General features: G+C 50.6%; 1 rRNA gene. It reads right to left on the bottom strand.

Annotated elements, in window-relative coordinates:
• Positions 1–56: 56 nt before the first annotated feature.
• Positions 57–1,623: ribosomal RNA gene (locus KGF70_RS16810) — 16S ribosomal RNA — on the bottom strand.
• Positions 1,624–1,633: the final 10 nt, after the last annotated feature.

Here is a 1,633-nt window from a genome sequence, read left to right as displayed (position 1 = left end):
CTCTCAAAACTAAACAAAGTTTCGACGCGTGTGTAGGTTTCCGTAATATTCCTTAGAAAGGAGGTGATCCAGCCGCAGGTTCTCCTACGGCTACCTTGTTACGACTTCACCCTAATCATCTGTCCCACCTTAGGCGGCTGGTTCCTAAAAGGTTACCCCACCGACTTTGGGTGTTACAAACTCTCATGGTGTGACGGGCGGTGTGTACAAGGCCCGGGAACGTATTCACCGCGGCATGCTGATCCGCGATTACTAGCGATTCCGACTTCATGTAGGCGAGTTGCAGCCTACAATCCGAACTGAGAATGGCTTTAAGAGATTAGCTTACTCTCGCGAGTTCGCAACTCGTTGTACCATCCATTGTAGCACGTGTGTAGCCCAGGTCATAAGGGGCATGATGATTTGACGTCATCCCCACCTTCCTCCGGTTTGTCACCGGCAGTCTCACCAGAGTGCCCAACTTAATGCTGGCAACTGATAATAAGGGTTGCGCTCGTTGCGGGACTTAACCCAACATCTCACGACACGAGCTGACGACAACCATGCACCACCTGTATCCATGTCCCCGAAGGGAACGTCTAATCTCTTAGATTTGCATAGTATGTCAAGACCTGGTAAGGTTCTTCGCGTAGCTTCGAATTAAACCACATGCTCCACCGCTTGTGCGGGCCCCCGTCAATTCCTTTGAGTTTCAGCCTTGCGGCCGTACTCCCCAGGCGGAATGCTTAATGCGTTAGCTGCAGCACTGAAGGGCGGAAACCCTCCAACACTTAGCATTCATCGTTTACGGTATGGACTACCAGGGTATCTAATCCTGTTTGCTACCCATACTTTCGAGCCTCAGCGTCAGTTACAGACCAGACAGCCGCCTTCGCCACTGGTGTTCTTCCATATATCTACGCATTTCACCGCTACACATGGAGTTCCACTGTCCTCTTCTGCACTCAAGTTTCCCAGTTTCCGATGCACTTCTTCGGTTGAGCCGAAGGCTTTCACATCAGACTTAAAAAACCGCCTGCGCTCGCTTTACGCCCAATAAATCCGGACAACGCTTGCCACCTACGTATTACCGCGGCTGCTGGCACGTAGTTAGCCGTGGCTTTCTGGTTAAATACCGTCAATACCTGAACAGTTACTCTCAGATATGTTCTTCTTTAACAACAGAGTTTTACGAGCCGAAACCCTTCTTCACTCACGCGGCGTTGCTCCATCAGACTTTCGTCCATTGTGGAAGATTCCCTACTGCTGCCTCCCGTAGGAGTTTGGGCCGTGTCTCAGTCCCAATGTGGCCGATTACCCTCTCAGGTCGGCTACGTATCATTGCCATGGTGAGCCGTTACCCCACCATCTAGCTAATACGCCGCGGGACCATCCAAAAGTGATAGCCAAAGCCATCTTTCAAACTCGGACCATGCGGTCCAAGTTGTTATGCGGTATTAGCATCTGTTTCCAGGTGTTATCCCCCGCTTCTGGGCAGGTTTCCCACGTGTTACTCACCAGTTCGCCACTCACTCAAATGTAAATCATGATGCAAGCACCAATCAATACCAGAGTTCGTTCGACTTGCATGTATTAGGCACGCCGCCAGCGTTCGTCCTGAGCCAGGATCAAACTCTCAAATTAATGATGAGTT

It is taken from the genome of Lactiplantibacillus sp. 7.2.4 (assembly GCF_018991185.1).
Classification (GTDB): domain Bacteria; phylum Bacillota; class Bacilli; order Lactobacillales; family Lactobacillaceae; genus Lactiplantibacillus; species Lactiplantibacillus pentosus.
Note: the sequence above shows the minus strand (reverse complement) of the source record. Positions and strands in the feature narration are given on the sequence as shown.